This window comes from Mesorhizobium sp. M2C.T.Ca.TU.002.02.1.1, from assembly GCF_003997225.1.
In genome coordinates, this window is sequence record NZ_RZTO01000945.1 from 1 (window position 1) to 2,160 (window position 2,160).

Here is a 2,160-nt window from a genome sequence, read left to right on the forward strand (position 1 = left end):
GAGAAGGCAGGCGTTCGACCTGGCGCTCGCTCTCGCCGCGCGCGACAAAATCCCTGAGACGACGAATGACGTCGCCGGCGCGCAAGGCCTGCTCCGCCGCTTTTTCGACGGCGTCCCTAAGCAAGGCCGCGTGCTGGTCATCGCTCTTTTCCAAAAGACGCCGGCTGCCCTTCAGGTAGTTCGTGATGGCCGTCAGCGGCTGGTTTATCTCATGCGCCAAGGTCGAGGCCATCTCGCCGAGCGCGGTGAACCTTGCCATGTGAAGCAGCTCCTGCTGCTGCTCTTCCATCCTGGCTTCCGTCCTGTGGCGTTCCGTCAGGTCGCGGCAGAAGCCGGTGAAGAAGCGGCCCGTACCCGGATGCATTTCGCCGACGGCGAGCTCCATCGGAAAGGTAGATCCGTCCTTGCGCATCCCGGTTACTGTGCGGCCGAGTCCGATAATGCGACGTTCTCCCGTCGTCAGGTAGCGCTGCATGTATGCGTCATGCTCTTCCCGATAGGGTGAGGGCATCAGCACCTTGACGTTCTGGCCAATGACCTCGCCGGCCTTGTAACCAAACAATGTCTCCGCGGCCGTGCTGAAGGATTGGATGTTGGCGCTCTCGTCGATGACGACCATCGCATCGGGCACCGTCGCGAGGATCGAACGCAGGTGATCCTCTCGCAGCCGCAGTGCGGCGTTGGCGAAGGACAAGTCGCTGACATCCGTGCCCTGGACGAAGATCGCGGTGATCCGGCCATCCTTGGCCCTGATGGGCTGGTAGACGAAGTCCAGGATACGCTCCTCCGCAAGGCCGGTTTCAGCGTTGCGGAGGATGACCTTGACGCTTCGGCCCACATAGGGTTCGCCGGTCTCGTAGACACGGTCCAGCAATTCGAAGAAGCCTTGGCCTTCGAGGTCGGGAAAGGCTTCACGCACCGATCTGCCAATGATTTCTCGCTGGCCGACCATTTGCTTGTAGGAGGCATTCGCCAGTTCGAACACGTGCCCGGGCTCTCTGAGCAACGTCATGAAACCCGGTGCCTGCTCGAACATCAATGCAAGCAGCTCATGTTCCGGCAAATCATCACCTCGCGACAAGCCGCCAGGCGAAGCGGCCGCCTCGGCGATGGTTTCCGCGGAAGCTGGGTTCTTCTGGGTCACATCCATTCTGCATCTGAAGGAACACTGGTGGTCGCTGGTTTAGCACTCATGCAGGCATTCGCAAACATAGAGCAACCGGAGTTTGATCAGCATCAAGGTCGCGCACCTCGCGGAATGGCACTCATCAATTGATCATCATCTCCCGAAGGTTCCGCATGTCCTACAAAACGATTGTCGTCAACTTGGCCGTCGATGCAGACCCAGGACCTATCTTGAAGCTTGCAGCAGAAATGGCGCACCGCTTTGATGCTCACCTCGTCGGCTTCGCTGCCGCGGACGTTCCGCCCTTGGTGGCCACGGGTGAAGGCCTCGTCTATGAAGGCGAGGTCATGCAGGTCAAACGGCAGGAGATCGAGACGCGTCTTGCCGAGCTGCGCGACACCTTTGAGAAGCTTGTCCCGCGTTCCATCAGCAGCGAATGGAAACAATATATTTGCGGTCCGACTCGCGCTTTAGGGCTGGTGGCTCGCTCTGCCGATCTCATCGTGACCGCCAATGGCGGCGATGATGTGTTCCGTGCCCTCGATGTAGGAAGCTTGGTGCTCGGGGCCGGCCGCCCCGTGCTGGTTGCGGCCGGCAATGCCGAACACCTGCTTGGGAAAACTGTCCTGGTCGCTTGGAAGGACAGCCGGGAGGCACGACGAGCTTTGTCCGATGCGTTGCCGCTCCTCGCCAAGGCGAAGGAGGTTGTAGTCGCCACGATGGAAGCGGCCTCGGGAAAGGATGTTCGAGACAGCCTCGCCGATGTCGCGGTGTTTCTGGAGCAGCATGGCATCATGGCGCGAACCGAAGTGATCGCCGGTGCCGCGAATGGCGAGGGGCTGATGGCGTTTGCTCGCTCGGTCAACGCCGATCTGATCGTTTGCGGCGCCTACGGTCACAGCCGGCTCAGGGAATGGGCCTTTGGCGGCATCACACTTTCGCTGATTGGCGAGAGCGGTATCAGCCGCCTGTTTTCGAATTGACTTTACGACCATGGTGGCCAAGGCGGCAGATGGCACGGACCGGCCGGGGGG

The 2,160-nt window shown here is 60.7% G+C and carries 2 protein-coding genes; one reads left to right on the forward strand and one right to left on the reverse strand.

What is annotated here, in order from left to right:
- Positions 1 to 1,036 (reverse strand): PAS domain S-box protein (locus EOD07_RS31810; protein ID WP_245470567.1); only part of this gene is annotated, 1,036 nt, incomplete at its 3' end.
- Between the two features lie 263 nt (positions 1,037 to 1,299).
- Between EOD07_RS31810 and EOD07_RS31815 the strand changes: the two genes are divergently transcribed.
- On the forward strand, positions 1,300 to 2,109 hold the full coding sequence (locus EOD07_RS31815; protein ID WP_127238088.1) for a universal stress protein: 810 nt from the start codon (positions 1,300 to 1,302) through the stop codon (positions 2,107 to 2,109).
- The last annotated feature ends 51 nt before the right edge of the window (positions 2,110 to 2,160 follow it).